Raw genomic sequence first — 26,901 nt, 5'->3', positions numbered from 1 at the left:
CGATGGACGAGCCGATCGTGGTCGGTGTGGACGGTTCCGCGCCCAGCCTGCGCGCCGTGGACTGGGGCGCCGAGGAGGCCGCTCTGCGCGGGGCGCCGCTGCGCCTGGTGTACGCCTCGCTCTGGGAGCGCTACGAGGGCGAGCTGATCGCCCAGGAGCTGAACCGCCCCGTCGAGGAGGTCATGGCCAGGGACGTGGTCGGCACCGCCGAGGCCCGCGCCCGGTCGCGCCGGCCCGGTGTGGAGGTCACCACCGACGTGCTGGCCGGCGAACCGGAGTACGCGCTGGTCCGGGAGAGCAGCACCGCCCGCGCTGTGGTGCTGGGCAGCCGGGGCCGCAGCGGGTTCACCGAGGCGCTGCTCGGCTCGGTCAGCCTGACGGTCGCCGGGCACGCGCACTGCCCGGTGTTCGTGCTGCGCGACGGCCCGGAGGACGAGGTGCCCGGCGGCTCACCGCGGATCGTGCTGGCGGTCGGCGACAAACCGCGGGACGCGGCCGCCGTCCGGTTCGCGGCCGAGGAGGCCGCACTGCGCGGCCTCCCGCTGGAGGCGGTACGCGCCTGGCGGCGGCCCTCGGGCTTCACCGGCCACGACGCGGGCGAGGGCGACCCGGAGGAGGCCGCGCGGGAGGTGGTGGCCGAGGCCCTGCGGGACGTGCCGGAAGGGGTGGCGACGGTCGTCCGTACCCCGGAGGGCCCCACCCGTGACGCCCTCGTCGAGGCGGCGCGGGGCGCCACCCTCCTGGTGGTCGGCGGCCATCCCCGGCACGGTGGCTTCGGTCTCCAGCTCGGCCGGGTCGCCCACGGCGCGCTCCACCGCGCCCCCTGCCCGGTCGCGGTGGTCCCGGAACCGGCGTAGCCGCCCGGCCCGTCGGACGTGGGCCGGGCGGCCCGTGCGCGTGAGCGCCGGGGCGGCGAAGCTGGAAGCAGGGGCCGGTTCCTGGCCGTGACGGCAGGCGCGGGGTCAGCAGCGGGCCGGCCGACGAGATGAGGAGCGTCATGAAGGGCTTCGTCTTTCACGGACCGGGCCAGGCGTCCTGGGAGGACGTCCCGGACCCCAGCATCAAGGAGCCGACCGACGTGATCGTCAGGGTCGGCATCGTGTCCATCTGCGGGACCGACCTGCACATCCTCAGGGGCGACGTGCCCGAGGTGCCGCCCGGCACCGTGCTGGGCCACGAGGCGGTCGGCGAGATCGTCGACGTGGGCAGCGACGTGCGCACGGTCCGGCCGGGCGACCGCGTGCTGGTCTCCTGCATCACGTCGTGCGGCCGGTGCCGCTTCTGCCGGGAGGGCCGGTACGGCCAGTGCCTCGGCGGGGGCGGCTGGATACTCGGCCACCTCGTGGACGGCGCGCAGGCCGAGTACGTCCGGGTCCCGTTCGCCGACCTCTCCGTGCATCCGCTGCCGGCCGCCGTGCCGAGCGAGGTCGCGGTGCTGCTGGCGGACATCTTCCCGACCGCGTACGAGGTGGGCGTGCTCAACGGCCAGGTCCGGGCGGGCGACACGGTGGTGATCGTGGGCGCCGGGCCGATCGGGCTGGCGGCCGTGGTCGCGGCCCGGCTCTACGGCCCGGAGCGGATCATCGTCGTGGACCTGGCCAGGACCCGGCTGCAGGCGGCCCGGCGGCTGGGCGCGGATGTCATCGCCTTCGCGGGGGAGGACCCGCGGATGCTGGTGGACGACCTCACGGGCGGGCTCGGCGCGGACGTGGCCGTGGAGGCGGTCGGCGTGCCCGAGAGCTTCGAGCTGTGCACCCAGGTGGTGCGGCCCTGCGGGCACGTGGCCAACGTCGGCGTCCACGGTTCCCCGGCGACGCTGCACCTGGAGAACCTGTGGATCAGGGACGTCACCATCACGACGGGGCTGGTGGACACGTACTCCACCCCGGCCCTGCTGCGGATGGCGGCCGCGGGCCGGCTGCCGGCCGCGGAGCTGGTGACGCACACCTTCCCGCTGCACCACATGGCGGAGGCGTACGAGGTGTTCGGCCACGCCGCCGAGACCGGCGCGCTGAAGGTGGTGCTGGGCGCGGACCGGCACGAGGTGGCCGTCCCGATGCCGTGAACGGCCGCCTCTGTCGTCCCGCGGGATGCCGTCCCGGGGCGCCGAGGCGGACTGCATCCGCCGGGCCGGGCCGGATGCGCATCGCGTGGTCCCTCTCCCCCCGGTCGCGCGTACCGGGCCGGACGCGGGACCGATACGGTGGATTCGACGACCCACTGGTGCCGACTTCGCGCGCCGAGCCGAGGTGGAGGACCGTGGTGGCAAGCCCCAGAGAGCCACGAGAGCCACGCGTGCTGCTGCCGCAACTGAAGCTGGACGAGCTGCTGGAGGAGTTGCAGGCGCGGATCGACGCGGCCCGCGGCACCAGGGACCGGGTGCACAGCCTGCTGGAGGCGGTGCTGAGCGTCGGCCGGGAACTGGACCTGGAGCAGGCGCTGCACTCGATCGTGGAGGCGGCGGCCGCGCTGGTGGACGCCGAGTACGCCGCGCTCGGCGTGATCGGACCGGACGGCCGCACCCTGTCCGCGTTCCACACGGTCGGCGTCTCCGACGAGACGATCACCAGGATCGGCCCGTATCCGCAGGGCCACGGCATCCTCGGCGAGCTGATCCGGCACCCGGAGCCCCTGCGCCTGTCGAAGATCTCCGAGCACCCGGCGTCCTACGGTTTCCCGCCCGACCATCCGCCGATGCAGAGCTTCCTCGGGGTGCCGATCCGGGTGCGGGGCCAGGTGTTCGGGAATCTGTACCTGACCGAGAAGCGCGGCGGCCTGGAGTTCGACGAGGAGGACGAGTCGGTCCTGTCCACACTGGCGGTGGCGGCCGGGGTGGCCATCGACAATGCCCGTCTGTACGAGGACTCCCGGCTGCGCGAGCGGTGGCTGCTGGCGAACGCCGAGATCACGCACCGGCTGATGCCGGGCAGTGAGCGCTCCGAGGCGCTGGATCTGATCGCCGAGCGGGCCCGTGACATCACCGGGTCGGCGCTGGCGGAGGTGGCCGTGCCGATGGCGGACGCCCCCTCGCTCCGGGTGGAGATCGCGGTGGGCGAGGGCGCCGACGCGCACCGGGGTCTGGTGCTGCCGCTGCACGAGGGGCTGATGGGGCTCGCGTACTCCACGGCCGCGCCGGTCACCAGTGCCGACATCACCCGCGACGACCGGATCACCGCCGAGCCGCCCCGGTTCCTCGGGCTGGGCCCGGCGGTGGCGGTGCCGATCGGCACCGGCGAGGTGGGCGCGCGGGGCGTGGTGCTCCTGGTGCGCGAGGCGGGGCGGCCGGTGTTCTCCGACAAGGAGACCCAGATGCTCCAGGGATTCGCCGCACAGGCGGCCATCGCCATGGAGCTGGCCGAACGCCGCCAGGACGCACAGCAGTTGGCCCTGCTGGAGGAGCGCGACCGGATCGCGCGCGATCTGCACGACCTGGCGATCCAGCGGCTGTTCGCCACCGGGATGACACTGCAGAGCGCGGGCCGTTTCATCGAGCACCCCAAGGCTGCCGACCGGGTGCTGCGGGCGGTGGACGACCTGGACGAGACCATCAAGATCATCCGCTCGACCATCTTCGGGCTGAGGGCCCGCGAGGGCGGTGCGGGCAGCGGGCTGCGGGCGCGGATCGTGCGGGGGGCCGGTGAGGCGGCGCCGGTGCTGGGCTTCGCGCCCGGTGTGCGGATGGAGGGGCTGATCGACACCGACGTGCCGCTGCGGATCGCCGACCAGGTGGTGGCCGTACTGTCGGAGGCGCTGACCAATGTGGCCCGGCATGCCCGCGCGCACGCGGTCGAGGTGGTGCTGACGACCGACGGGCGTGAGGTGGTGCTGCGGGTGTCGGACGACGGGGTGGGCATCCCGTCCGGCGGGCGGCGCAGCGGACTGCGCAACATGGCCGAGCGTGCCGAACAGCTCGGCGGCCGGCTGGAGTTGGGCGGCGCGGAGGGCGGGGGCGCGGTGCTGGTGTGGTCGGTGCCGCTGCCCGAGGGCGCGTGAGCCGGAGGTCAGGTGCGCCAGACGGTGACCAGGGCGGCCACGAGGGTGACCAGGGCGGAGAAGGCCACCATCACGGTTCTGAGGCGGGCGGCGAGGTGCGGGACCGGGTCGGGCGGGGGCTCGGGGGGCTCGGCGGCCGACAGGAGCAGCCGGCACCAGGGGCACTCCTGGTCGGGCCGGTGCGGCGGCAGCCAGTGGATCACGCCGCGCGGGGGTGGGCGGCGGTTGTCGCGCGGGTCCCTGTCGTCCCGGTCGTCTCTCATGTCACTCCGTGAGCGCGGTGGCGACCGCGTCATGGTTGCGAAACCTTGGGCCTTTGGCTCACTTAACGGCTAGGCCCTGGGGAGAGGTTGCGGGTCATGCCTGCCGCACGGCCGTTCTGCACATGCGCGAACGACCGGCCACGGCCGGCACGGGGCGCGGCGAAGCGTCAGCGGTGGCCGTCGCCCGCCACCACCCCGTAGGTGACGGCGCCGAAGACCAGGTGGGGCACCAGGTCGGACACCCAGTCCGTGGGAGACCACGTCCGGGGGTCGGTGACACCGAGCCGCGTCATGGAGGCGTCCGTGGCCGCCATGGCGAGGACGCCGGTCGCCAGGCTCCCCAGCCACCACGGCACCCGGGCACCGGCGCGGTGTGCCAGGGAGACGACCACGCCGGTGGCGACGCCCACGCCGATGCCGCTCAGCGCCCCGAGCGCGGACAGCCGGTTCGACCGCTGCTCCCCGGTCCCGCCGACATGCAGGCCCACGTCCTCGACGAGCTTGCCGGCGGCCTCGGCGGGCACGTCACTGGCGGACCTGCCCCGCAGGGCCATGTCGGCGTAGGTGGCGGCGTTGAGGGCGGTGGTCCCGGCGGCGCCCGCCGCGCCGCCGCGCAGGATGCTGTGAATCATGCGCCCCCGAGTTCCCTGAACCCCCTCAGCGAACCGTGCCGCACCGCCGTACGGGTGACGGGCCCACACACACCCGCAAAGAACCTGTCACACATGGACCGGAATGCGGCCCCGGGGGCGGGCCGTTCTCCTTGTCATGACTGTTGGAGTAGCGCTCAACACGCCCGGCGCCGCGAACCAGGTCGACGCTTCCGTGCTCCAGGCCCGCGAGGCCGCGGCGGCGGGGGTACGGTCCGCCTGGTTCGGCCAGACCTTCGGCGCGGACTCGCCCCAGCTCGCCGCGATCGTCGGCCGCGAGGTACCCGGACTCCAGGTGGGTACCTCCGCGATCCCGGTCTTCGGCCGCCACCCCCTGCTCGTCTCCAGCCAGGCCCAGACCGCCCAGGCGGCCACCCACGGCCGGTACCACCTCGGTCTGGCGCTCGGCACCAAGCTGCTGACCGAGGGCGGCTTCGGTCTGCCCTTCGAGCGCCCCATCGCACGGCTGCGCGAGTTCCTCACCGCGCTGCGCCAGCTCACCGAGCACGGTGAGGCCGACTTCCACGGCGAACTGCTCACCGCCGCCACCCCGGTCCCGGCCCGCGTCCCGGGCGCCGAGGACGGCGTACCCGTACTGGTCGCCGCGATGGGTCCGCAGGCACTGCGGGTCAGCGGCGAACTGGCCGACGGCATCCTGCCGTACCTGGCCGGGCCACGGGCGCTGGAACGGGACATCGTCCCGGCGGTCAACGCGGCCGCCGAGGCCGCCGGGCGGCCCGCGCCCCGGATCGTGGCCCTGGTGCCCGGCGTGGTCACCGACGACGTGGACGCCGTACGGGAGACCGCCACGGAGCAGCTCGCGTTCTACGAGCAGATCCCGTCCTACGCCAGGGTCCTCGAACTCTCCGGCGCCCGCCGGGCCGCCGACCTGGCGCTGATCGGCGACGAGAAGACGGTCGCCGCCGAGGTGCGCCGCTACCGGGACGCGGGGGCGACGGAGGTGGTCCTGACCGGTACCGAGATCGCCGGAGACGCGTCCCGGCTGCGCACCTACGCCCTCCTCGGCGAACTGGCGGACTGACCCCGCCCCCCTCCCGCACGACGACGAAGGAGCACCGATGACCACCCACGCCCCCGCGACGGACCTCCACGCCTTCACCGAGTCCTGGCTGGACTGGTACCGGGCGCACGAGGAGAACCTCGCCGACCCGCACGGCTTCCTCGCGGTGACCAGCCTGAACTGGCTGGACGAGCACCCCCGGCGCTTCCCCGACGCCCCCGGTTCCTGGCGCACCGGCCCCGAGGGCGTCACCGTGGCCCTGGACGAGGGCGAGGAACTCACCGTGGCCGGGGAACCGGTGCGCGGTGAGCACCTCTTCGGGGTGCTCACCGAGCGCGGCGGCGTCGAGGCGGTGTGGGGGGACGCGGTGATCGAGGTGGCCAAGCGCGGCGGCCACGACATCGTCCGCCCCCGGCACCCGGACGCCCCGCTGCGCACCGCCTTCGCGGGCACGCCGTCCTACGCGCCGGACCCGCGCTGGGTGGTGACGGGCCGCTACGAGCCCTTCCCCGAGCCCCGCCCGACCACGGTGGGCGCGGCCGTGGAGGACCTCCGGCACGTGTACGACGCGCCCGGCCGGATCACCTTCGAGCTGGAGGGCCGCCCGCTGGCCCTGACCGCGTTCCCCGGCAAGGGGCCCGGCGGGCTGATGGTGCTGTTCACCGACGAGACCTCCGGCCGCACCACGTACGCCGCGAACCGGGTGCTCTCCCTGGCCCCGCCCGCCGCCGACGGCACGGTGGTGCTCGACTTCAACCGGGCGGCGAACCTCCCCTGCGCCTACACCGACCTCGCCACCTGCCCGCTGCCCCCGGCGGAGAACCGGCTGCCGGTGGCGATCGAGGCGGGGCTGAAGATTCCGCGCGAGCGGGGCGGGGCCTGACGATCAGTCAGGGGCCGTCGGGAGCTCAGTCGCGCGGGAAGAGGTGGTGCAGCGGCTCCCCGGCGGCGAACCGGCGTACCTGCTCGACGATCAGGCGTTCCGCGCGCGGCCGGAACGCGGCCGAGCCGCCCGCGACGTGCGGGGTGAGGAGCACACCGGGGACGTACCGCAGCGGGTGACCGGCGGGGAGCGGCTCGGGGTCGGTGACGTCCAGGGCCGCCCGCAGCCGTCCCGACCGGGTCTCGGCGAGCAGCGCGCCGGTGTCCAGCGTGCGTCCCCGGCCGACGTTGACGACCAGCGCGCCATCGGGCAGCGCGGCCAGCTCCTCGGCGCCGAACATGCCGACGGTGTGCGGGTTCTCGGGCAGGACGAGCACCACGATGTCCGTCTCCGGCAGCAGCGCGGGCAGGTCGGCCACCGCGTGGACGCCCTCCTCGGGCCGGGCCCGCCGCGCCACCCGGACGACGTCCGCCTCGCAGGCGAGCAGCCGCCGCTCCAGCGCCGCGCCGATGGAGCCGTAGCCGACGATGGTGACGCGGGCGTCGGCGAGGGAGCGGGTGAAGTGCGGCTCCCAGCGGCCGGCGCCCTGGTCGGCGACCCACTGCGGGAGGTCCCGCTGGGCGGCGAGGATCAGCCCGAGGGCGTGCTCGGCGGTGGAGGCGTCGTGCAGGCCGCGCCCGTTGTGCAGGGTGACCCCGGCGGGCATGAGCGGGGGAAGCTTCTCGACCCCGGCGCTGAGTGACTGCACCGCGCGCAGACCGGTCAGCTTCGGCAGCAGGTTCACGGCGTCCGGCACGGCGTAGGGCATCACCCACAGGCCGACGCGGGCGAGCGCCTCGTCGGCGGGCTCGCTGCCGGGGGTGACGCCGTCCCACACCTGGACCTCGACACCCTCGGGCCAGGGGCCGTACTGCCGGTCCAGACCGGCCCAGGGCAGCAGGACGTCGGTGGCGGTGTGGTGCAGATCTCTGGTCATCGGACCCTCCGTCTCGTACCGTGCTTTCCGTCCAGTGAAACACTTTCCACCACACGGAAAACAGGGGGTCTGGGATGACAGCGACGTCACCCGCCACCGACACCGCAGCGGCGGCACCCACGCAGACAGGCTTCTGGCGGTCCACCCGCGCCCGGTATCTGATGCCGGTCGCATTCGTCACGTACTCGCTCGCCTATCTCGACAAGTCCAACTACGCGATCGCGTCCGCCGGCGGAATGGCCGAGGACCTGAGACTGTCCGCGGGGGCGGACTCCCTGATCGCCGCCTCGTTCTTCCTCGGCTACTTCTTCTTCCAGATCCCCGGCACGATCTACGCCGAACAGCGCAGCGCCCGCCGCCTGGTGGCCTGGTCGACCGTGGCCTGGGGTCTGCTCGCCGTGCTCCAGGGCATGCTCAGCAGCCCGGCCCAGCTCATCGCGGTGCGCTTCGCGCTCGGTGTGGTGGAGGGCGCGGTGCTGCCGTCGATGGTGATGCTGCTCGGCCGGTGGTTCACGCGCGGCGAGCGCGGCCGCGCCAACACCTTCCTCATCCTGGGCAACCCCGTCACGGTGATGTGGCTGTCGGCGGTCTCCGGCTGGCTGGTGTCGGTCTCCGACTGGCGGGTGATGTTCGTCGCCGAGGGCGTGCCGTCGGTGCTGTGGGGCGTGTGCTGCCTCTGGCTCATCAAGGACCGCCCGGAGCAGGCGCGTAACCTTCCCGAGCCCGAACTCGCGCTGCTCCGGGCTGACCTGGCGGCGGAGAAGGCGGCCGCGCCGCCGGTGAGCGGCACCCTGCGCGAGCGGTACGGCCGGGTGCTGCGCTCCCCCGCCGTGCTCACCATGGCCGCGCAGTATTTCTTCTGGTCCTTCGGCATGTACGGCTTCGTGTTCTGGCTCCCGGCCATCATCAAGAAGGGCTCGGGCGAGGGCATCGGCGCCACCGGCCTGCTCACCGCGATCCCGTACGCGTGCGCGGCCGTGGCGATGCTGGTCAACTCCCGCCTCTCCGACCGCAGCGGGCGCCGCCGGGTGGCCGTCTGGCCCTGGCTGGCCTGCGGCGGTCTCGCCCTGCTCGGCTCGTACGCGGCCGGCGGCGACTTCCCGCTCGCCCTCACCCTGCTGGTGGTGGCCGGCGTGTGCCTGTACGCCCCGTACGGCCCGTACTTCGCGCTCGTCACCACCCTCGCGCCGCCCGGGATCGCGGGCGCGGCCGTCGCGCTGGTCAACTCCTTCGGCGCGCTCGGCTCGTTCGCCGGGACCTACCTGGTCGGCTGGGTGCGCGGCACCGAGCTGGGCGACGCGGGCGCCTTCGGCCTGATGGCGGTGTGCACCCTGGTCGCCGCCGCGCTGACCCTCGCTGCACCCGAGCCCGCGAGGAGCGCCGGCCCGGTCCCGGTACGGTGACCGTCGAAGCGGCGGCCGCCCCGGCACGCGTACGGACGGCCGCCGCACCCCATCCCGGCCACGAAAGCGGCAGTGAACGACGAAAGGCGCGCACGGTGACCACACCATCCGGCGACGACATGCTGGGCCGGGGGCTGCGGCTGCTCACCGTGCTGGCCGAGCACCCCGCCGGCCTCGGCGTCAGCGCCGCCGCCCGCGCCGCGAAGCTGCCCGTGAGCAGCGCCCACCGCATCCTGGGCCGCCTGGTCGAGGAACGGTTCGCGACGTACGACGAGGAGGCCCGGCGGTACGCGCTGGGCTCCCGCGTGCTGGAACTGTCCCGCGGCTTCCAGCGCTCCCCGGCGGGCTACTCGGCGGCGGCCGCGCCGATGCGCAGGCTCGGCGCGCGCACCGGGCTGCCGGTCATCGCGGGCATCCTGGACGACGGCGAGGTGCTGCTCGTCCTCTCCGTGCAGGGCACCCAGCATCTCCAGCTGCGCAACGCCGAGGGCACCCGCAACCCCTGGCACGCCACCTCGCTGGGCAAGGCACTGGCCGCCGGGCTGCCGGAGGCGGAACGCGAGCGCCTGCTCGCCGGCCCGCTCCCGGCGGTGACCCCCCGCACGATCACCGATCCCGCCCTGCTGCGCGCGGAGCTGACCCTCGTGCGGGAGCGGGGCTGGGCGGAGGTCGACGAGGAGAACGAGATCGGCGTCCGCTCGATCGCGGTGGCACTGCCCGACGCCCCGGAGGGCACCCCGCCACTGGCGCTGTCCCTGGCTGCGACGGTCATCCTGACGGACGCGGACCAACTCCGCGCACACGCACCCGCGTTGCGGGAGTGCGCGGAGGAGGTCGCGGCGCGGATGTCGCCGTGAGGGGGGTGCTTCCAGGCGGCCCTAGCAGAACCAGCCGTCCTGGACCCAGCCCCGGCGGTTGATGTTGCCGTAGGCGAAGCCGTACGCCCAGCCGGACTGCTTGCTCTCCACCAGGAACGTCTGTCCCTTGTAGAGCGTGCCCATCCAGGCGCCCACCGGCTCGGTCCGCACGAAGAGGTCCTGCGCGCAGACGGTCTCGCGGGTGCCGACGGCGCCGTCGGCGGCCCGCGCGGGGCCGGAACCCAGCAGCAGGACGGCGCCGACGGCGGCCGCGAACGCCGCGCAGCGGACGGTACGGGGTGCGGACATGCCCTTGCCTCCCAGATCCCGGCTCACCATGAGCCGTAGCCGCCGATGCATTCGTCGCGCACATAGCCCCAGTCGTTGGGGCCGAAGTCGAAGGTGGCGGCCCAGCCGTTGTAGACGGGGTGCGCGCCTCGGGTGTGGCCGACCTTGTCGCCGTAGTACAGCGTCCGGACCAGGCCGGTGGGACCGGAGGAACTGTCGTAGTTGGCGTAGAAGCTGGCGCTCTGACAGATGATCACCGCGTGGTCCGGGACGACGGCCGCGTGGGCCGGGGCCGGGATCTGGAGCAGCGCGGCGGTGGCCAGCGCGGGGGCGGCGAGAGCGAGGGCTCGTCCGAGCAGGGGCACGGCGCATCGACTCCTCGTGGGGGAGGTGTGGGTTGACGCGGGTAGACCGTAGCGCGGATTGTCATGCCCGCAACAGGGTGCGTGCGGGAGGGGTAACGCCCGTGGCTGCGTGGGCAGGACCCCGGTCCGTCCGGGCGAATACCGGCGCTCATCCCCTTCCGGACCCGGCGATCGGGGAACCCACACCCCCATGCGCGCACTAGTGATCAACTGCACCCTCAAGCCGTCCCCGGAGCCCTCGAACACCGAGGCGCTCGCGGGGATCGTGGTCGCCGCACTCAAGGGCTACGGAGTGGAGGTGGACGTCGTGCGTGCCGTGGATCTGAACATCGCGCCCGGTGTCGAGACCGACATGGGGAAGGGGGACGAGTGGCCCGGTGTGCACGAGAAGCTGCTCGCCGCGAAGATCCTCGTCATCGCCTCGCCGACCTGGGTCGGGCGCCCGTCCTCGGTGGCGCAGCGGGTGCTGGAGCGGATGGACGCCATGATCAGCGAGACGGACGAGGACGGGCGGCCGGTCGCGTACAACCGGGTGGCCGGGGTGGTGGTGACCGGTAACGAGGACGGCGCCCACCACGTGATCAGCGAGATCGACGGCGCCCTCGGCGACATCGGGTACACGATCCCCGGCCAGGCATGGACCTACTGGCACCTCGGCCCCGGCCCCGGCCCGAACTACCTGGACGAGCAGCGCGGCCACGACTGGGCGGCCTCCACCGGGCGGGCCATGGCGTCCAGCCTGTTCCACACGGCACAGGCGCTGGCCGCCCACCCCGTACCCGCGCCCCCGTCCTGACGTCCCGGCGCCCCGGCGCTCCGACCGGGAAGGTCAGATGTCCGCGCCGCCTCTGGCGCGGCGCTCCTCGGCGGTGGGGCCGTGCCAGTCCAGGCAGAGCACGGTGGCATCGTCGTCAAGGTGGTCGCCGCAGGCCGCGAGGACCGCGGCGACCAGGATGCGGACGACCTCGCGGGGGTGCTCCGTGGCGGTGTCGCGCAGCAGCCCGGCGAGGTCGACGGACTCCGCCCCGCGTTCCTGCATGCCGTCGGTGTAGAGCAGCAGACGGTCGCCGGGCCGCAGGTCGAAGTCCTGTACCTCGTACGGGCCGGGCTGCCCGGCCACACCGAAGGGCAGGTTGATGTCCAGCGGGATCTGTTCGACGACGCCGTCGCGCAGCCGCAGCGGCCAGAGGTGTCCGGCGTTGACGAACTGGGCGCTGCTCCCGTCGAGGGCGATGCGCAGCAGTTGGCCGGTGGCGAAGGTGCGCCGCCCGTGGTCGAGCAGGGCCTGGTGGATGTGGTGGGCCTGCTCCCCGAGACCGGCCCCGGCCCGGCGGGCGCCGCGCGAGGCGTTGACCAGCAGGGTGGCCATGAGGGCGGCGTCGACGTCGTGGCCCATCGCGTCCGTGATGGACAGGTGCAGGGTGTCGTGGTCGAGGGCGTAGTCGTACGTGTCACCGGCGCTGCTGTCCGCCAGGACCAGGGCACCGGCGAGGGCGAACTCGGCGGCCTCGCAGGAGGGGGCGGAGGGCAGGAGCTGGCGCTGGATCTCCGCGGCGAGGCTCACCGGAGTGGTGCGCTGGCCCCAGTGATAGAGGTCGGTGAAGCGGCGGTCGGTGACCACGATGTACGCCAGTGCGTGCGCGGCCTCCTCGACCTGCTCCAGTACCTCTTCGATGGCCTCGGGCAGCCACAGTTCGAGCACTCCGATGGTGTCGCCGCGGTTGGTGACCGGGGCGAGGACCCGCTGTCCCTCGCCGCCGTCCGCCGCCCGCACCAGCTTCTGGGTACGCAGGACCTCGTCGTAGATGCTGCCGGCCAGCGGAATGTGGTCGGCGCGGCGCCCCTGCTGGGTGGACGTCCCCTCGGCGACGCGCACCACGCGGCGCCCGACGACGTCGACGAACAGGAACGAGACGTACTGCGCGCCGACCCGCTCGCGCAGGATGCGCGCGACCACGTCGAGTGAGGCCACCGGTGCCGCGGCCTCCGCCGCCTCCAGCACCTCGGCCAGTCCGATCCTGTCGCGCGTCACGTGAACCTCCCTTGGTCGACCATTCTCCTTCCCGTCGGCCGGACCGGCACACGAGTGTGGCCCATGTGGGCCCCCTCACTCGACGGCCGGCGGTATAGGCCGCATGCCCCGGCCCCAGCGCACCGTCAGCCGGATCAGCCCCGCCAGGGTGCGCAGCCAGGTGGCCGCTAAGACCCGGAGCAGGACGGGGTGCGCACAGGCGACCGCGACGGCGAGCAGGATGAGCGGGACGACGGCGAAGGCGATCACGGCGGCGGTGAGGGCGCGGGTCCGCCGCCCGGCCGGGGCGGCGAGCGGGGCCCGTATCTCCTGGAGCCGCCGGGCGAGCGCCGGGTCGCGGCCGTGCGCCGCTCCGTCTCGGCCAGTACGCGCTTCTCGTACGGAGACAACCGGACGTCCTTCATGGCGCGCACCTCCTGCCGGGAGCCGTCACCGGTGCTTCCGCCCCCGGCCCGCCCCCGGATGCGGCGAAGGGACCGCGCCCGTCGGACGCGGCCCCTTGGTCGGTGCACCCCTGCTAGTCGAGCAGCGTGACCGAGTAGTCCAGCGTGGTCCCGGTGACGGAGTACGTCGCCGTCTGGCCGTTGTCGCAGTACGAGACGTACCGGTTGCCGTAGTTCCTGGTGCCGGCCACGGCGTCGACGTACGGGCGCAGATCGGTGCCCTCCGGGAACGACGTGGTCGTCAGGTCGATGGTCCGGGTCTGGTTCACGGGGTAGGCGTCGGTCGACGGCGACTGCTCCCCGGTGCGGGTGCTCGCGGCCCAGGAGAGCACGAACCCCGAGTTGTTCACCACCGCGACCTTCTGGACACAGGGCTCCGCCTGCGCGGGCGCGGCCTGCGCGGTCGCCGCCGGGACGGCGGCGAGCGCGACGGCACCCATCAGCGGCAGCGCGGTCCTGAAGAGCTTGCGGTTCATCGTTCGACTCCCTCTCGTAGGACGTCAAGTCCCTTGCTGTGTACGGGACTTGGGATGCGGCACGAGTACCCGGAGAAGTTCCGTGGCCACTCCCGCTCTTCGGCCGGGGCAGCGAATCGGCCATTCGTTCGGATCGGAGGAAGGGGGCTGGGCGCACCGGCCCGTGAGACACGTGTCAGGCCTGCTGACCGCCCGTGCGGCCGCGTCCGTCGCCGGGGCCCCACGGGTGTCACGGGCCGTCCGGGTGATGCCGCCGCGCGAGGCGGGGACGGATGCGGAATGGCCGAATCCAAGAGCGATCAGGCCGCCGCTCCAGGGCGGGGACACCGACGGAGGGCACGAAAACCCGTTGATCGCCTCGGCGTTGGGCCCGTCGGCGGGATCGGGGTTCTGGTCGGCACCGGCGCCGGGGGCGGGGGCGGGGGGAACCGGACCCGGTGTCGGCCGGTCAGTGTCCGGCGCCGAGCTCGATGCACAGCACCCCGACGGCGATGAGGCAGATGCCCGCGCCCATGACCCTGGTGAGGGGTTCGCCGAAGAGGGCGCGGGCGGCGACGGCGGTGAGGGCGACACCGGCGGCGGCCCAGATGCCGTAGGCGACGCCGAGGGCCATGCCGCCGCTCAGGGCCAGGGTGAGGAAGGCGAAGGCGGTCAGGTACCCGGTCACGGTCGCGGCGAGCCACCTCCTGCCGCGCCCTCGGGAGGCCATGCCCAGGCACAGTGTGCCGGCGACTTCGCTGAGGATGGCCCCCGCGAGGAAGGCCCAGGTCACGAGGGCCCCCCTTCCTCGCGGGCGTGGCGGGCCCGGGCGGACTGCGCGCCGAGTTCGACGCAGAGAACGCCCGCGATCACCAGGGCGATGCCGAGGCCCATGACCCCGGTGAGCGGGTCGCCGAAGAAGAGGGCGGCCAGGATCGCGGTGAGGGCGACACCCGACGCGCCCCAGACGCCGTACGCGACACCGAGGGCCAGTCCGGCGCGCAGCACCAGGGCCAGGACGGTGAAGGAGCCGACGTAGCCGACGGCCACGAGGACGTAGAGCACCGGGTGGCCGAGGGCGCCGCGCAGGGAGAGGGTGGCGCTGACTTCGAGCAGGATCGCCGCGGTGAGCAGCAGCCACTTCCTCATGACGCGGGGCCCTCGGCCCACAGGCCCTCCATGACGGCCGGCAGTTCGGCGCGGTCGCGCGCGGGGACGGGGAAGACGCCGGTGGCGGCGGCCGTCCAGTACCCGTCGGCCGGCAGCCGGGCCGCCGTGAGCCGGGCCCGTACCGCGTCCGGCAGGTCGTCCGGCAGGGTGAGCCAGGGCTCGATACGGCGGACCCAGGCCTCGGTCAGGGCGGTGCGGTAGTGCGCGTCGGCGGTCTCCAGGGGTCTGCCGAGCTGTTCGAGCAGGAGCCTCTCCCACCGGTCGGCGACGTGGTCGACGACCCCCAGCATCAGGGCTTCCTTGGTCGAAAAGTGGTACATCAGCTCCGGCTTCGACAGTCCGGCCTCCTTCGCCGCCGCCTCCAGCGTGACCCCCCGCCGCCCTCGGCCCGGAGCAGGTTCAGCGCACGTCGAGGATGCGCCGCTTCGTGTTCCTGGCCGTGGCACCGACATTACCAACCGGCTCGTAAAGCACGCGGCCTGACGCGGGTCACCAGGGGACGACGCCCGCGTCCTCGAAGAACGACCCACTGGGCCCGCCGTCGGGCAGGGTGGCGAGCCGGATCGCCGTGGCCGCGCCCTGCTCGGGGGTGCGCGAGCCCGCGTGGCCGTTGAAGTCGGTGGCCACCAGGCCGGGGCACATGGCGTTGACCAGGACGCCGGTACCGGCGAGCTGCCGGGCGTACTGCACGGTCATGCCGTTGAGGAACGTCTTCGACGGGGCGTACGCCGCCATGATCGGCCCGACCTCGAGGTCCGGGTCCGCCTGCCGGGTCAGGGAGCCCACGGAGCTGGAGACGTTGACGATGCGCGGCGCGGACGAGCGGCGCAGCAGGGGCAGCATCGCGTTGGTGACCCGGACGACGCCGAGGACGTTGGTGTCCACGACGGTGCGGATCTGGTCGAGGTCGACGGTGGTGGGGTCCTGCGACCAGTCCGGCCCCATGTCGCCGGAGATGCCCGCGTTGTTGACCAGGACGTCCAAGCCTCCCGTCTGCCGCTCGATCAGCGCCGCCGCCTCGGCCACGCTCCGGTCGTCGGTCACGTCCAGCGGCACCCCGAAGGCGTCCACCCCGGCGGCCCGGAGCTTCTCGACGGCGGACTCGCGCCGCGCGTCGTCGCGGGCGCCGACGCCCACCCGGAAGCCGAGGGCGCCGAGGCCGGCCGCGATCTCGTACCCGATTCCCTTGTTCGCGCCGGTGACCAGCGCGGTCTTCGCTTCGCTCATGCATCGATGCTCGCTCGCCAGGCGGGGGTGGTGCCAACACCGATGCGGTCGGCTGTGATACCCGGCGGGTATCACCGGGTCTACGCTGGGGACATGGAGGCATTGGAGACCCGTGAGCTGCGGTATTTCATGGCCGTCGCGGAGGAGCTGCACTTCGGCCGCGCCGCCGAGCGGCTCGGCATGGCCCAGCCGCCGCTGTCACGAGCGATCCAGCGGCTGGAGCGGCGCCTCGGGGTCCTGCTGCTGGCCCGCGACCGCCGGGGCGTCTCGCTGACCGGCGCCGGTGAGGTGCTGCTGCACGAGGGCCGCGTGGCGCTCGACGCGGCCACCGCCGCCGCCCGCCGCACCCGCCGGGCGGGGGACGCCGACGGGGCGGGCGGCACCCGTGACCGCCTGGTGCTCGCGGTGAAGGCCGCGGCCTCCCACGACCTGCTGCAGAAGCTCCTCGGCGCCTACGCGGCCGAGCTCGGCGCCGCCGAGATCGAGGTGCTGCCCAGCGGGATGTGCGAGCAGGAGGAGATGCTGCGCGACGGCCGCGCCGACGTGGCCCTGATGCACGCCCCGTTCAACTCCCTCGCGGGGTTCGACCACGAGGAGCTGATGAGCGAGGGCCAGATCGCCGTACTGCCCGCCGGGCACCCGCTCGCCGCCCGCGCGACCCTCACCCTGGCCGACATCACCGATGTGCCCGGCCTGCCGCACGCCCGCTGGCCCCGCGACGGCTCGTACCCACCGGGGCCGGGCCCCGAGATCCACGACCAGACCCAGTTGGCCCAACTGATCGCGCTGGGCCGCACGATGGCCGTCTTCCCCGAGTCCGCCCGCGCCTGGCTGTGGTCCGAGCACGCCGCCGTACCCCTCACCGACGCGCCCCCGGTCGTCACCCACATCGCCTGGCCCGCGCACAGCCGCTCGGTCGCCCTGGCCGGTCTGATCCGTACGGCGACCCGGCTGTGACGGTGCCAGACTGGTCGTGTGACGGACCCGGACCAGCGGCTTGAGCAGACCATCCTGCGCCTGCTGGAACAGCGCGCCGACACCTCCTCGATCTGCCCCTCCGACGCTGCCCGCGCGGCCTACGAGGGTGACGACGACGGCTGGCGGGACCTGATGGAACCGGCCCGCCGGGTGGCCTGGCGGCTGGTCGCGGCCGGTGAGGTCGAGGTGACCCGGTCCGGGCAGCCGGTCGGGGAGTCCGAGGCGCGCGGGCCCGTCCGTATCCGCCGCGCACGCCGGTAGCGCGCCCCCTCCTCCTGACGACCCGGGGTCAAACTCCCGTCGATTGCCCTACCGTTGGCGCATGGCGCTGCATCACCACAGTGACCGGCCGTGGCGTGTGCGAGTGGACGACGAGGAGCGCACGCCCTGTGGCGCCGGAGTGCTGCTGGACGACCGGCACGTGCTGACCTGCGCCCATGTGGTGCGGGACGCCGGGGCGGCACCCGGCGGCACCACGTCCCGCCTGCGGATCACCAGCGTGGCGTGCCGCCCGGAGTGGAGCCGTACCGCGTACGTGGCGCCGGGCACCTGGGTGCACGAGGAGGGCACGCAGCGCGGGGACGTGGCGCTGCTCGAACTCGACGAGCCGGCCGGGTGCGGCATCCGGACCAGGCTGTGGAAGGCGCCCATCTCCGGCGGCACGGTCCAGGTGTACGGCTTCCCGCGGCACGCGCCGTTCGGCATGGGCGCCGACGCCCGGCTGGCGGGGTCCGGTCACCGGCAGGGCGAGTGGGGCCTGTTGACGCGGATGCGCGAGGGCGTCCCCTGGATCGAGCCGGGGTACTCGGGCGCCGGCGCGATGGCGGTGGGCGGGGAGTTCGACAACCATGTGATCGGCATCGTGGTGGCCGACTATGTCAATGGCGACGAGAAGGCGGCCTGGATGCTGCCGACCGAGACGATCCTCAGGTACCTCCCCACGATCGAGGAGTTCACCGGCGGCGACCGCAACGACGAACTGGGTCCCACACGCGGCGAGTTGCCCGCCGACGTACTCGGCGACCCACTACGGCTCGCGCTGACCCAGGAGCTCACCCGGCTGCTCGACAGCGGCTGGTCCGGTGCCGCCGTCGTCGGCACCGGCGGCACGACCGCCGTGGGCGACTCCTGGCTGGTCCGGCTGGTGCGCACGGCCGACCCGGCGGCCCGCGTCGGTGTCACGGACGCCGAGCTGACCGACTCCCCCGGCGACACGGTCCTCGGGCTCGGCACCATCGACGCGGCCTACGACGCACGCGGCAGGTCGGTCGGCGACTTCGCCGGCTACCTCACCCGCCGCTTCGGGCTCCCCGGCGGCGACCCCCACGAGGTACGGCGGCAACTGCTGCGCCGCAGGCCACCCGCGTGTCTGGTGGTGGGCGGCGTCGACCGGGCCCAGGACCCCGAGGCCCTGGTGGATCAGTTACTGGGCCGGCTGGCCGCCCGCGCCCGCCCGCGCGGTCTCCGTCTCGTCCTCGGCTTCGAGGGCACACCCCCGCCCGGCCTGGCCTACGACGTCTCCCTGGACCCCGAACCGCTGCGCGGGGACCCCGCTCGCAGCGTGAGCGCCGCCGAGGTCCAGGCGGCCGTCGGCCGGCTCGCCGTACAGGAGGAGGCCGCCTCCGCGCTGCAACTGGACTGGGGCGTACGGTTCTTCGCCGCGCCCCGGCTGCCGCCGCTGGCCGCGCCCCGCCTACGGGTCCGGCTGGCGGTGGCCCGTGCGACCGAGCCCAACCCCGAACTCAGCGCGATCCACGACCAGGCCGCCCACGCCCGCGCCGCCCTGACCCGGTTCGAGCACAGCCTGCGCCGCATGATCACGACCCATGAGGACCTCACCACCTCACTGGAACTGCACCGCGTCCGGGCCGCCCGGTACTTCGGAGACGAGGACCGCCCGCTCGCCGAACGCCACGCCCCGGCCGCCCGTGCCCTCCAGACCGAGCCGATCGACCTCGGGGCCGCCCGCGAACTGGTCCGGTGCTACATCGACGAGGTGAACCGCCGGTTCGAGGAGAGGTGACGGGTGACGACGAGCCGCCGGCTGTGCAACCGCCCCGACTGCGGGCGCGGCACCATCGACGAACAGGGCTTCTGCGACCGGTGCGACCGGCTGCCCCTGCCGCAGGACGGCGCGGCCCCCGAGCCCCCGGCGCGGACCGGCGCGAGCGCGGGCGTGGCACAGGTCCGCCCCGACCCCTGGTACGGCCTCGGCCTGGTCGACCCCGTCCAGGCCCCGGAGGCCCTCCAGGTCCCGGACGTGCCCTCGGAGCCGGTGGCCGAGCAGCACCGTTTCTGCCCCAACCCGGTGTGCGGGCAGCCGGTCGGCCGCGGCCACGACGGCGAGCCGGGCCGGATCAGCGGTTTCTGCCCCCAGTGCGGCACCGGCTTCGACTTCGCCCAGCCGGGGGGCTTCACCATCGCCGACCGCTACGAGGTCCGGCGCACCCTCGGCTCCGGCGCGTACGGCGCCGCCTACCTCGCCCACGACCGCAACCTGGCGACCGACGTCGTCCTCAAGGCGCTGCACAAGTCGGTGGCCAAGACCGCGCTGCACGAGCGGGACATCCTGGTCGAGCTGCGGCACGACAGCATCGTCCGCATCCTCGGCTACGAGGAGGAGGGCCCGCACCTGGTCCTCGAGTACGTCCCCGGCGAACCGCTCGCGGCCCGCCCCGGTGACCGTCTCGAAACCCTGCTGGCGCACGGCGTGCGCGTCCTCCAGGCGCTCGACTACCTGCACGCGCGCGGCCTGTTGCACTGTGACGTCAAGCCGCTGAACATCATCCGCTTCCGGGAGGAGAACCCGGCGGGCGCGCTCGACCGGGTGCGGCTCATCGACTTCGGCGCGGTGCGCAGCCAGACCAAGGACACCGGCCCGGTGGTGGCGTTCACCAGGGCATACGCTCCCCCGGAGTCCGACCCTGAGCATCTGCGCCCCACTCCCGGCTTCGACCTCTACGGACTCGGCATGACCCTCCGCGAGGTCTGCCGCTCCTACGGGACCGACCGCTCCGCTCCCGGCGTCGACTCCCTCCATCTGCTGCTGGAGCGCGCCACCCACCCCGAGCCGTGGCGGCGGTTCGGATCGGCCCGTCAGTTCGCGGAGCAACTCAGCGGTGTCGTGCGGCAAGTGGTGGCGGCCCCTCCCACGTGCCGCCAAGTGACCCGCCTTTCCGCCCTGTTCGGCCCCGCGCCCGAGCCCCTGCACGGCGGCCTGGGCGCCGCTCGCCCCCTCGCCCACTGGGCCGAGGCGCGTCCGGACCGGGACGCGCTGCTGGAGATGGCCTCACCCTTCCGCACCCCGGACCCCGCCGATGTGGCGGCCACTCTCCCGGCCCCCCTGTCCGACCCCGACGATCCGGGCGCCGGGGGTGCGCTCACCGAGAGCCGGCTGGCCCTGCGCCGCAGGGACGCCAAGGGGGCGGCCGAGCGGCTCGCGGCGGCGGGCCTGCCCGACTGGCACTGGCTCACCGGCTGGTACTGCGGCCTGATCGCCCTCGCCGACGGACACCCGCAGCGGGCCGCCGTCGCGTTCACCGAGGTACGCCGGGCGCTGCCGGGTGAGCTGATACCGGGCCTCGCCCTCGGCCTGTGCGCCGAACTGCGCGGCGACCGCACGGCGGCCCGGTCGCACTACGGCACCGTCTTCGACACCTCCCCCGCCCTCGGCGCGGCCGGTTTCGGGCTGGCCCGCGTACTGCTGCTGGCCGGGGAGCGCGCCAAGGCGGTCGAGGTCGCCGAGAAGCTGGCCAAGGAGTTCCGCTACGAGCGCGAGGCAGGCGTGGCGGCAGTGCGCCTGCGCGTCATGGTCCGCCCGGACCTCGAGCCTCCAACCGAGGACGACGTGGACCGGGCGAGGGCGGCCCTGCCCGGCCTCGACGTGACCGACGCGGCGGCCGCCGCGCTCCGCGCCGAGATCCAGTACGCGGAGTTCCTGCGCACCCGCGACCGGCTCAAGCTGTCCGACGCCGTCCGCGCCCTCGGCCCGCACGCGCCCACCGAACGCGAGTACGTCGCCCTGGTGGATCTGGCGAACAAGCTGCGTCCGGGCTTGAGTTGGGGATGGTGGGGAAAGCGCGACAGATCGGGTCACACCCGTTCCGGAGCCGCACCCGGACCGCTAAGCTTGTAAGACGTTCCGTCGATGACGGGAGCACGCTCCGCAACGAAGCGCAGCGACAGATCGGGTGGTGCCGGTGGGGGACAGGACACCCTTGGGGCTCAGCTTTGCCCTGGAAGTGGACTCGCCCTCGGACCTGCCCTACGACGAGCGGCGCGCGGACGCCCTGATCACCGTCACCGCACACTCCGCCGCCGGGCCGTCACCGCAGGTCCGGAGCGCCCAGGTCCTCATCATGGACCGCTCGTTGTCGATGTCCCGGCACAAACTGGACGAGGCGAAGCGCGCGATGTGCGCGGCCATCGACACCCTGCGCGACGGCACCCTGCTCGGAATCGTCGCGGGCAACCATCAGGCCGAGGTGATCTTCCCGCCGACGGGCGGTCTGGCCGTCGTGGACGCCCGGTCCCGCGAGGACGCCAAGCTCCGGGTCGCCGGCCAACTCGCCGAGGGCGGAACGGCGATCGGCCAGTGGCTCGACCGTGCGCGTGATCTCTTCGCCTCGGTGGAGTCCCCCGGCACGGTGCGCCACGCGATGCTCTACACGGACGGCAAGGACGAGCACGAGACACCCGAACAGCTCGCGGAGATCCTCGCCTCGTGCGCCGACCGGTACATCTGCCACGCACGGGGCTTGGGCGAGGACTGGCATCACGACGAACTCCTGCGCATCACCCAGGCGTTGCACGGCACCGCCGAGGCGGTCGTCACCATCGCGGACCTCACCGAGGACTTCACCCATCTGATGCGGGAGGCCCAACGGATCGTGGTCCCCCGGCTGTACCTGGGCCTGCGCCTCAACAGCCGCTTCCAGCTCGCGTTCGTACGGCAGACGCGCCCCACCGAGGCGGACTTGACCTTACGTCAGCTGCTGGACGGCGAAACTCATGTCCCGCTGGGCTCCTGGCCCGCCGAGTCCCGCCAGTACCAGGTCTCCCTCCGCTTCGACCCCGACACTCTGACCGTCGACGAGCTGATGCGCGCCGCCCGTGTCACCCTGCACGCCGAGTTCCCCGACGGCACCCGCCGCCCCTGCTCCGAGAGCGCGGCCATGGTCGTACGCCGCCGCGCGACCCCCGGCTTCGGCATCGTCCGCTCCCCCGACCTGACCCGCGTCGAGAACGAGCGCGAACTCGGTATGGCCATGCGCGCCTGCGCGGACGCCCAGCTGCGCGGCGACCTCGACCGCGCGGACCGTGAACTGCGCCTGGCGACCAGCCTCGCGGAGTCCCTCGGGGACACCGCACGCCTGCGGCTGCTGCGCGCGGTGGCGACCACCGGCCCCGACGGCCGGCCCCGGCTGCGGCGGGACGCCTCCCGTGGACAGATGCTCCGCATCGGCGTCGACTCCACCAAGACCGTGAGCCGCCCGGTCGAGTCGCGTGAACTCTCCGTGCGGCACACCGGTTTGCCCCGCGTGTGCCCCAGGTGCGACACGACGGCGACCTCCCCCACCGCCAAGTTCTGCGAGGAATGCGGCCACCCGCTCGGGGCCGGGGGCCCGGTGGACGCGTTGTGACCGGCGAGTGGCCGCGCGTACCCCATACGGTCGTGATGCTGCGGTGGCTGCGGGCGGGCGTGCTGACCATGGTGGCGGTCACGGCGCTGCTGTACCTGGTGGTGGCGAACGGGGCCGAAGAGCAGATCGCCGCCGCCGACCGTACGACGACGGCCATCCGGCACATCGGCGAGGCCTACGACCAGGCCGACGCGGCCGACACCGCGCTGAAGGCCGTCTCCCGGACCGGCGCGATCGACCTGATCGGCACCAGCGGCGACTTCGCCAACGCCACCGCCCGCGTCAGCTCCCACCTCACCTCGGCCACCGAGGGCAACGCGGCCGGGGAACAGGGGCTCAGCCACATCCAGTTCGTCCAGGGCCAGTTGACCACCTGCGTACAGTCGGCCAACGCGGCGGTCCTGGACGGCAGACCGGGCCTGGACCGCGCCCGCGACGCGCTGGACGACGAGCCGGAGTACGACGGCGGGGACCCGGTCCCCTTCACGGGCGGCCTCAAGCAGTCCCTCATGGACCTCAAGGCACTGGAGGCCGACGCCCGCGACCGCCAGCGCAGCTCGGGCTGGCGGGACCCCGCCCTCCTCCGGACCCTGTTCCTCGGCCCGCTGGCGGTCATGCTGCTGCTGGCCGGCGTCACCGGCCGCCTCATCGTCCACCGCTTCCGGCGCTACCCCGGCCCGGCCCTCGTCCTGGCGCCGCTGGCCACCGCGTCGATCAGCGTCCCCATGTGCACGATGAACCCGCCGAACGTGGCGATCGCGCTGCCCGTGCTCGCCGCCGCCGGCGCGCTCGGGTACCTGGCCTACCGCCCCCGGCTCGCCGAGTACAGATTCCCGCGCCCATGAGACGGCCCACGGCACCCCTCCTGCGCTGCGCCCTGATCCTCGGGCTGCTCCTGGCGTCCGTCTCGTGCGGCGGACCGGAGCGGAGCAAGGTGACGATCATGGTCCCGTGGTCCGGCACCGAGTTCCAGGCGTTCTACGCGGTCGTCAAGGACTTCGAGCGCGGCCACCCCGGCATCGACGTGGAACCCCAGGTCACCCGCGCCCTCACCCAGCAGCTCGACGCCGCGGTGGGCGCCGGCGCCGAGCCCGACCTGGCCGTACTGCCCAGCGTGGGCGCGATCACCAAGTACCGGGAGGAGGACGCGCTCCGGAAACTGGACGTCGACACGAGCGCGTACGTCGAGCCCTTCCGCGCGCTCGGCACGCACGCCCAGGAGGTGTACGCGGTCCCCGTGAAGGCCGACCTCAAGAGCCTGATCTGGTACGACGCCCGGTCCACCGAGCCGCCTTCACCGGGCCGGCCCGGCCGATACCGCTGGTGCCTCGGGCTGGAGTCCGGGCCGACCTCCGGCTGGCCGGGGGCCGACTGGATCGCGGACCTGGTGCTCTCCGAGGCGGGCGTCGACGCCTACACCGACTGGGCCTCGGGCGAGGGGAAGTGGGCCGAGGGACCGGTCAGGGACGCGTGGACCGCGTGGGGGAAGACGGTGGGCGCCGGCCTGCAGGGCGCGACCGCGCGGAACTTCCGTCAGGCCGCAGGCAGCAAGGACGCTCACGGGTGTGCACTGAGCCACGGCTCCCTCTCCGCGATGCCGTTCAGCTCGGCCCAGGTGAGCGACGCCCAGTACACCTACGTACCGTCCTCGCGCGACGCCCTGGAGGTCTCGGCGGACTTCGTCGGCAAGTTCACCGGGAACGACGGCGCCGACGCCTTCATCACCTACCTGGCGAGCACCGAGGCCCAGCGGACGTGGGTGAACGAACCCGGCTTCGCGGTTTCCGCCAACCGCAAGGTGACGGAGTACGACAACACGATCCAGGGCCGGATCGCCGGGATACTCCGCTCCCCCGACTTCGCGCTCTGCTTCAGCGCCGCCGACGCGATGGACCCCGATGTGTCCGCCGCGTTCTACCGGGCGGTGCTGGACTACGCGAACGGCAAGGCGCCGGGGCCGCTGCTGGCCGCACTCGACAAGGTCCAGCGGCAACTCGGTGATCCCTCCCCGGAGCCCGCGCCCGCACCGCTGTGCAGCATACCGAAACCCCGCTGACCTCCAGGAGACCTCATGGCGGACGCCATCCAGTTCACCCTCGACGACGGAACCCGCGTCCTCGTCGCCCCGCCCACCCGCACCGGAACCGGGGCCGTGGGCCTGGGCACCCGGCTGGAGAGCGCGGCAGAGAGCCTGCGGGAGGCCCTGCGGCCGATCACCGCCGCCGCCTCCGAGGTGATCGGCCAGTTCCGTGACGTCGCCCAGCGACCCGACGAGGTGGAGGTCACCTTCGGTGTCACCCTGGACGCCAAGCTCGGCGCGGTCCTGACGAGCGCGGGCACCAGCGCCCATCTGGACGTCACGCTCCGCTGGAGCGGCTCCGAGCCCGCACTATGACAGTTGACGCTCCGTCACCTTCTCCAGACGCGCCCGCTCACCGTTGGCCGACCGTGCCTGCTCAAGCAGCAACCGGGCCGAACGGCCGTGCAGGTTCAGGGTCATGAGCTGGTTGCCGAACCACGGTCCGCCCGTGTGCCGCCAGACGATGGGGAGCTGAGCGCAGCGTCCGTGCCGGGCGAGCAGGCGCCCCAGTGAGCGTGCCGTCCGGCTCCAGCCGAAGCGGAAGCCGAACCTCATCGACCGGGGTACCGAGTTGTGCACGGGCGAGCAGGTGAGCTGAGTGACGCGGGAGGCGACCGTCGTGGACCGCCAGGCCGGCTCGGCGACATAGGCGTGATGGACGTCGCCGGAGAGGACGCTGATCGTCGCCGGTGCCTCCGGGCCCGAGCCGGCCTCGGCGATCAGGTCCGCCAGCGCGGTGAACGACGCCGGGAACGCCGCCCAGTGCTCCAGGTCGGCAGCCCGGCGCAGCCACTCCCCGAACCGGGCCCAGCGCGGGCCGCGTTCGCCCCGGCACAGCGCCGCGTCCCACGCCTCGGCGTCGTGCACGAGGTGGGGCATCAGCCAGGGCAGCGAGGTCCCGATCAGCAGGTGGTCGACAGTCTCGCGGTCGGCGAGCGCCTGCTCCCGCAGCCAGCGCTCCTCGTCCGGGTCGAGCATCGCCCGCTCGTCCTCGGCAAGCACCCGCGCCGCCCGTGAGTCCACGATCAGCACGCGTACCCGGCCGAAGTCGCGGCGGTAGCTCCAGCGGGTCGAGGCGGGGTCGGCGTCGGCCTCGGCGGCGAAGGCGCGCAGCGCGTCGGTGCCGTCGGCGGCCGAGGTGACGGCGGTGTACAGCGGGTCGGCGGCCAGGTCGGCCGGGGCGAGGTTGCCGATGTGCTGGTAGACCCAGTAGGACATCAGGCCGCTCAGCAGCCGCTCGCGCCACCAGGGCGTGGCCCGCATGTCGGCCAGCCAGGAGGCGGAGGTGTTCCAGTCGTCGATGACGTCGTGGTCGTCGAAGATCATGCAGCTCGGCACGGTGGACAGCAGCCAGCGCACCTCGGGGTCGAGCCAGGACTCGCGGTACAGCCCGGTGTACTCCTCGTAGTCCGCCACCTGGGAGCCGGGCGGTTCGTCCAGGTCCCGGCGCGCGGCGATCCGCTTCTGGGTCTCCTCGGAGGTCTCGTCGGCGTAGACCTGGTCGCCGAGCAGCAGGAGCACGTCGGGGCGCTCGCCGCCCGCGACGAGCCGGGTGGCGAGGGTGTCGAGGGCGTCCGGACCGGCCGGGTCGTGGCCGCCGTCGGCGGGCGGCGCGGCCCAGCGGCAGGAGCCGAAGGCAACCTTCAGGCCGTCGTCGGGGCCGGGGACACGGATGCGGGAGGGCGGGAAGGGCGAGTCGGCCGGCGGCCACACGGACTCGCTCTCCAGCAGCACCTCGTACTCCGCCTCGGTGCCGGGGGTGAGACCGGTCACCGGTATCAGGGCGTAGTGGTGGCCCGCTACGTGGAAGGTGTGCGCGGTGCCCTTGGCGCCGTCGGAGCAGCGCACCTCCGCGGTGCAGGGGCCGCTCGTCTCGACCCAGACGGTCGCGGACGAGCCGTCGACGTAGCGCAGCAGGGGGCCCAGGGTCAGGCTCGGCAAGATGTCCTCCGTCCCGCCCCGGCCGGTGCGGGCGGGGCGGACCGTACGGTAGTCAACGAATAACCGGGGCGGACAGTCCCCCCCTCCACGGCCGGCCGGGATCGCCCGCGGCTGTGTCCGCCATGTCGGCGGCATCGCGCGGGCCCACTACTCCATCCGGGTGCCAAAACCCCCCGATCGGCGGCGTGTCGGCCGCTCAGGAAGCCGGGGTCCGGCCCGAACCGCAAGGATGGC

The 26,901-nt window shown here is 73.7% G+C and carries 29 protein-coding genes; 16 read left to right on the top strand and 13 right to left on the bottom strand.

All coding sequences use genetic code 11. The features are described 5' to 3' along the window. The first annotated feature begins 2 nt into the window (after positions 1 to 2). The 3 genes from E5082_RS27630 to E5082_RS27620 all read left to right on the top strand — a co-directional run bounded on the left by E5082_RS27630 (position 3) and on the right by E5082_RS27620 (position 3,993). Positions 3 to 857 (top strand): universal stress protein, encoded by an 855-nt coding sequence (locus tag E5082_RS27630; protein ID WP_135793972.1) that lies wholly within the window; start codon positions 3 to 5, stop codon positions 855 to 857. A 140-nt stretch (positions 858 to 997) separates the two neighbouring features. After that, positions 998 to 2,065, top strand: a complete 1,068-nt coding sequence (locus E5082_RS27625; RefSeq protein ID WP_135793971.1) for a zinc-dependent alcohol dehydrogenase family protein — start codon at positions 998 to 1,000, stop codon at positions 2,063 to 2,065. A 197-nt stretch (positions 2,066 to 2,262) separates the two neighbouring features. Beyond that, positions 2,263 to 3,993, top strand: coding sequence for a sensor histidine kinase (locus E5082_RS27620; protein ID WP_229918976.1), 1,731 nt, complete (start codon positions 2,263 to 2,265; stop codon positions 3,991 to 3,993). Between the two features lie 8 nt (positions 3,994 to 4,001). Here the strand turns inward: E5082_RS27620 and E5082_RS27615 are convergent, their stop codons facing one another. Both E5082_RS27615 and E5082_RS27610 read right to left on the bottom strand, forming a co-directional pair. After that, a complete protein-coding gene (locus E5082_RS27615) occupies positions 4,002 to 4,256 on the bottom strand; it encodes a hypothetical protein (protein ID WP_135793969.1) in 255 nt (84 codons plus the stop codon). A gap of 167 nt (positions 4,257 to 4,423) precedes the next feature. Next, positions 4,424 to 4,888, bottom strand: coding sequence for a hypothetical protein (locus tag E5082_RS27610; protein ID WP_135793968.1), 465 nt, complete (start codon positions 4,886 to 4,888; stop codon positions 4,424 to 4,426). Positions 4,889 to 5,024: 136 nt separating this feature from the next. Between E5082_RS27610 and E5082_RS27605 the strand changes: the two genes are divergently transcribed. Together E5082_RS27605 and E5082_RS27600 are read left to right on the top strand one after the other, a co-directional pair. Next, a complete protein-coding gene (locus E5082_RS27605; protein WP_135793967.1) occupies positions 5,025 to 5,948 on the top strand; it encodes an LLM class F420-dependent oxidoreductase in 924 nt (307 codons plus the stop codon). Between the two features lie 37 nt (positions 5,949 to 5,985). Next, the gene (locus E5082_RS27600; RefSeq protein ID WP_135793966.1) at positions 5,986 to 6,810 is read left to right on the top strand and encodes a DUF1684 domain-containing protein; all 825 of its coding nucleotides are present in this window, start codon (positions 5,986 to 5,988) and stop codon (positions 6,808 to 6,810) included. A 25-nt stretch (positions 6,811 to 6,835) separates the two neighbouring features. Here E5082_RS27600 and E5082_RS27595 read toward each other — a convergent pair whose 3' ends face one another. Continuing rightward, on the bottom strand, positions 6,836 to 7,786 hold the full coding sequence (locus E5082_RS27595; protein ID WP_135793965.1) for a 2-hydroxyacid dehydrogenase: 951 nt from the start codon (positions 7,784 to 7,786) through the stop codon (positions 6,836 to 6,838). A gap of 74 nt (positions 7,787 to 7,860) precedes the next feature. On the opposite strand from E5082_RS27595, the gene E5082_RS27590 reads away from it, so the two are divergent. Together E5082_RS27590 and E5082_RS27585 are read left to right on the top strand one after the other, a co-directional pair. Next, positions 7,861 to 9,189, top strand: coding sequence for an MFS transporter (locus E5082_RS27590; RefSeq protein WP_135793964.1), 1,329 nt, complete (start codon positions 7,861 to 7,863; stop codon positions 9,187 to 9,189). A 95-nt stretch (positions 9,190 to 9,284) separates the two neighbouring features. Then, positions 9,285 to 10,046 carry an IclR family transcriptional regulator gene (locus E5082_RS27585; RefSeq protein WP_229918977.1) on the top strand — a complete coding sequence of 254 codons (762 nt, stop codon included), beginning with the start codon at positions 9,285 to 9,287 and terminating at the stop codon, positions 10,044 to 10,046. A 21-nt stretch (positions 10,047 to 10,067) separates the two neighbouring features. Here E5082_RS27585 and E5082_RS27580 read toward each other — a convergent pair whose 3' ends face one another. Both E5082_RS27580 and E5082_RS27575 read right to left on the bottom strand, forming a co-directional pair. Continuing rightward, positions 10,068 to 10,355, bottom strand: a complete 288-nt coding sequence (locus tag E5082_RS27580; protein WP_208766258.1) for a hypothetical protein — start codon at positions 10,353 to 10,355, stop codon at positions 10,068 to 10,070. A gap of 23 nt (positions 10,356 to 10,378) precedes the next feature. Further along, positions 10,379 to 10,699: a hypothetical protein gene (locus E5082_RS27575; RefSeq protein ID WP_135793963.1), complete on the bottom strand. Its 321-nt coding sequence runs from the start codon at positions 10,697 to 10,699 to the stop codon at positions 10,379 to 10,381. Between the two features lie 190 nt (positions 10,700 to 10,889). Here E5082_RS27575 and E5082_RS27570 point away from each other — a divergent pair, with 190 nt between their 5' ends. Then, positions 10,890 to 11,495 carry a flavodoxin family protein gene (locus tag E5082_RS27570; protein ID WP_167514157.1) on the top strand — a complete coding sequence of 202 codons (606 nt, stop codon included), beginning with the start codon at positions 10,890 to 10,892 and terminating at the stop codon, positions 11,493 to 11,495. A gap of 33 nt (positions 11,496 to 11,528) precedes the next feature. On the opposite strand, the gene E5082_RS27565 is transcribed toward E5082_RS27570, so the two are convergent. From E5082_RS27565 to E5082_RS27535, 7 genes are all read right to left on the bottom strand, one after another. Further along, positions 11,529 to 12,731: a PP2C family protein-serine/threonine phosphatase gene (locus E5082_RS27565; RefSeq protein WP_190045398.1), complete on the bottom strand. Its 1,203-nt coding sequence runs from the start codon at positions 12,729 to 12,731 to the stop codon at positions 11,529 to 11,531. 75 nt (positions 12,732 to 12,806) lie between these two features. Next, a complete protein-coding gene (locus E5082_RS32495) occupies positions 12,807 to 12,980 on the bottom strand; it encodes a hypothetical protein (RefSeq protein WP_167514156.1) in 174 nt (57 codons plus the stop codon). 268 nt (positions 12,981 to 13,248) lie between these two features. Beyond that, complete coding sequence (locus E5082_RS27560; RefSeq protein WP_135793962.1) at positions 13,249 to 13,650, bottom strand: hypothetical protein; 402 nt, start codon at positions 13,648 to 13,650, stop codon at positions 13,249 to 13,251. A 448-nt stretch (positions 13,651 to 14,098) separates the two neighbouring features. Continuing rightward, positions 14,099 to 14,422 carry a DMT family transporter gene (locus E5082_RS27550; RefSeq protein WP_135793960.1) on the bottom strand — a complete coding sequence of 108 codons (324 nt, stop codon included), beginning with the start codon at positions 14,420 to 14,422 and terminating at the stop codon, positions 14,099 to 14,101. Continuing rightward, the gene (locus E5082_RS27545) at positions 14,419 to 14,778 is read right to left on the bottom strand and encodes a DMT family transporter (protein WP_135793959.1); all 360 of its coding nucleotides are present in this window, start codon (positions 14,776 to 14,778) and stop codon (positions 14,419 to 14,421) included. Before E5082_RS27545 ends, E5082_RS27550 begins: the two co-directional genes overlap by 4 nt. Next, a complete protein-coding gene (locus E5082_RS27540) occupies positions 14,775 to 15,251 on the bottom strand; it encodes a TetR/AcrR family transcriptional regulator (RefSeq protein ID WP_135793958.1) in 477 nt (158 codons plus the stop codon). Before E5082_RS27540 ends, E5082_RS27545 begins: the two co-directional genes overlap by 4 nt. Positions 15,252 to 15,288: 37 nt before the next feature. Next, the gene (locus tag E5082_RS27535) at positions 15,289 to 16,026 is read right to left on the bottom strand and encodes an SDR family oxidoreductase (protein WP_135793957.1); all 738 of its coding nucleotides are present in this window, start codon (positions 16,024 to 16,026) and stop codon (positions 15,289 to 15,291) included. Between the two features lie 93 nt (positions 16,027 to 16,119). On the opposite strand from E5082_RS27535, the gene E5082_RS27530 reads away from it, so the two are divergent. The 8 genes from E5082_RS27530 to E5082_RS27495 all read left to right on the top strand — a co-directional run bounded on the left by E5082_RS27530 (position 16,120) and on the right by E5082_RS27495 (position 25,041). Beyond that, positions 16,120 to 16,983 (top strand): LysR family transcriptional regulator, encoded by an 864-nt coding sequence (locus E5082_RS27530; RefSeq protein ID WP_135793956.1) that lies wholly within the window; start codon positions 16,120 to 16,122, stop codon positions 16,981 to 16,983. Positions 16,984 to 17,001: 18 nt separating this feature from the next. Further along, entirely contained in the window at positions 17,002 to 17,265 is a 264-nt protein-coding gene (locus E5082_RS27525) for a DUF3253 domain-containing protein (protein ID WP_135793955.1), read from the top strand. Positions 17,266 to 17,326: 61 nt separating this feature from the next. Further along, positions 17,327 to 19,027: a trypsin-like serine peptidase gene (locus tag E5082_RS27520; protein ID WP_135793954.1), complete on the top strand. Its 1,701-nt coding sequence runs from the start codon at positions 17,327 to 17,329 to the stop codon at positions 19,025 to 19,027. Between the two features lie 3 nt (positions 19,028 to 19,030). Next, the gene (locus E5082_RS27515) at positions 19,031 to 21,139 is read left to right on the top strand and encodes a tetratricopeptide repeat protein (protein WP_135793953.1); all 2,109 of its coding nucleotides are present in this window, start codon (positions 19,031 to 19,033) and stop codon (positions 21,137 to 21,139) included. Positions 21,140 to 21,245: 106 nt separating this feature from the next. After that, entirely contained in the window at positions 21,246 to 22,646 is a 1,401-nt protein-coding gene (locus E5082_RS27510) for a VWA domain-containing protein (RefSeq protein WP_135793952.1), read from the top strand. Further along, on the top strand, positions 22,643 to 23,491 hold the full coding sequence (locus E5082_RS27505; RefSeq protein ID WP_135793951.1) for a hypothetical protein: 849 nt from the start codon (positions 22,643 to 22,645) through the stop codon (positions 23,489 to 23,491). The genes E5082_RS27510 and E5082_RS27505 overlap by 4 nt, the downstream gene beginning before the upstream one ends. Then, complete coding sequence (locus E5082_RS27500; protein WP_135793950.1) at positions 23,488 to 24,702, top strand: ABC transporter substrate-binding protein; 1,215 nt, start codon at positions 23,488 to 23,490, stop codon at positions 24,700 to 24,702. The genes E5082_RS27505 and E5082_RS27500 overlap by 4 nt, the downstream gene beginning before the upstream one ends. A 15-nt stretch (positions 24,703 to 24,717) precedes the next feature. Further along, positions 24,718 to 25,041 carry a CU044_2847 family protein gene (locus E5082_RS27495; protein ID WP_135793949.1) on the top strand — a complete coding sequence of 108 codons (324 nt, stop codon included), beginning with the start codon at positions 24,718 to 24,720 and terminating at the stop codon, positions 25,039 to 25,041. Here E5082_RS27495 and E5082_RS27490 read toward each other — a convergent pair. Continuing rightward, on the bottom strand, positions 25,036 to 26,667 hold the full coding sequence (locus tag E5082_RS27490; protein WP_135793948.1) for an alkaline phosphatase D family protein: 1,632 nt from the start codon (positions 26,665 to 26,667) through the stop codon (positions 25,036 to 25,038). The two genes, E5082_RS27495 and E5082_RS27490, sit on opposite strands and share 6 nt — an antisense overlap. Positions 26,668 to 26,901 lie beyond the last annotated feature (234 nt).

It is taken from the genome of Streptomyces griseoluteus (genome assembly GCF_004784465.1).
In the GTDB taxonomy this organism is placed as follows: domain Bacteria; phylum Actinomycetota; class Actinomycetes; order Streptomycetales; family Streptomycetaceae; genus Streptomyces; species Streptomyces griseoluteus.
Note: the sequence above shows the minus strand (reverse complement) of the source record. Positions and strands in the feature narration are given on the sequence as shown.

Coding starts and splice junctions, on each gene's coding strand:
- E5082_RS27630 (WP_135793972.1), top strand. CDS start 3: ATGGACGAGCCGATCGTGGTCGGTGTGGACGGTTCCGCGCCCAGCCTG.
- E5082_RS27625 (WP_135793971.1), top strand. CDS start 998: ATGAAGGGCTTCGTCTTTCACGGACCGGGCCAGGCGTCCTGGGAGGAC.
- E5082_RS27615 (WP_135793969.1), bottom strand. CDS start 4,256: ATGAGAGACGACCGGGACGACAGGGACCCGCGCGACAACCGCCGCCCA.
- E5082_RS27610 (WP_135793968.1), bottom strand. CDS start 4,888: ATGATTCACAGCATCCTGCGCGGCGGCGCGGCGGGCGCCGCCGGGACC.
- E5082_RS27605 (WP_135793967.1), top strand. CDS start 5,025: ATGACTGTTGGAGTAGCGCTCAACACGCCCGGCGCCGCGAACCAGGTC.
- E5082_RS27600 (WP_135793966.1), top strand. CDS start 5,986: ATGACCACCCACGCCCCCGCGACGGACCTCCACGCCTTCACCGAGTCC.
- E5082_RS27595 (WP_135793965.1), bottom strand. CDS start 7,786: ATGACCAGAGATCTGCACCACACCGCCACCGACGTCCTGCTGCCCTGG.
- E5082_RS27590 (WP_135793964.1), top strand. CDS start 7,861: ATGACAGCGACGTCACCCGCCACCGACACCGCAGCGGCGGCACCCACG.
- E5082_RS27580 (WP_208766258.1), bottom strand. CDS start 10,355: ATGTCCGCACCCCGTACCGTCCGCTGCGCGGCGTTCGCGGCCGCCGTC.
- E5082_RS27570 (WP_167514157.1), top strand. CDS start 10,890: ATGCGCGCACTAGTGATCAACTGCACCCTCAAGCCGTCCCCGGAGCCC.
- E5082_RS27560 (WP_135793962.1), bottom strand. CDS start 13,650: ATGAACCGCAAGCTCTTCAGGACCGCGCTGCCGCTGATGGGTGCCGTC.
- E5082_RS27545 (WP_135793959.1), bottom strand. CDS start 14,778: ATGAGGAAGTGGCTGCTGCTCACCGCGGCGATCCTGCTCGAAGTCAGC.
- E5082_RS27540 (WP_135793958.1), bottom strand. CDS start 15,251: ATGTCGGTGCCACGGCCAGGAACACGAAGCGGCGCATCCTCGACGTGC.
- E5082_RS27535 (WP_135793957.1), bottom strand. CDS start 16,026: ATGAGCGAAGCGAAGACCGCGCTGGTCACCGGCGCGAACAAGGGAATC.
- E5082_RS27530 (WP_135793956.1), top strand. CDS start 16,120: ATGGAGGCATTGGAGACCCGTGAGCTGCGGTATTTCATGGCCGTCGCG.
- E5082_RS27520 (WP_135793954.1), top strand. CDS start 17,327: ATGGCGCTGCATCACCACAGTGACCGGCCGTGGCGTGTGCGAGTGGAC.
- E5082_RS27500 (WP_135793950.1), top strand. CDS start 23,488: ATGAGACGGCCCACGGCACCCCTCCTGCGCTGCGCCCTGATCCTCGGG.
- E5082_RS27495 (WP_135793949.1), top strand. CDS start 24,718: ATGGCGGACGCCATCCAGTTCACCCTCGACGACGGAACCCGCGTCCTC.